We start from the raw sequence: 223 nt of genomic DNA, 5'->3' as shown, positions 1-223 counted from the left end.
ATCAATACCCCGGCGATCACATGGCGGATCATGCCGATGCCGCCGCTCAGCGACACCCCACCCAGCACGCAGGCGGATATCACTGTCAGCTCGAAGCCCTGGCCGATCATGGGTTGGCCGGAGGTCATGCGCGAAGCGAGGATCACCCCGGCCAGCGCGCCGATCAAGCCGTGTACGGCGAAGATGATGATCTTGGTTCGATCAACGTTGACCCCGGCCAGCA

1 protein-coding gene is annotated in these 223 nt (G+C 63.2%); it reads right to left on the bottom strand.

Annotation, left to right across the window (positions count from 1 at the left end; all coding sequences use genetic code 11):
* The coding region (locus AC6CIA_RS26540) for an ABC transporter permease subunit (protein WP_498316138.1) at window positions 1-223 on the bottom strand (223 nt) is incomplete at both ends.

The sequence above is a fragment of the Pseudomonas sp. GQ91 genome, from assembly GCF_059758795.1.
This window is presented reverse-complemented; position numbering and strand designations above follow the sequence as displayed.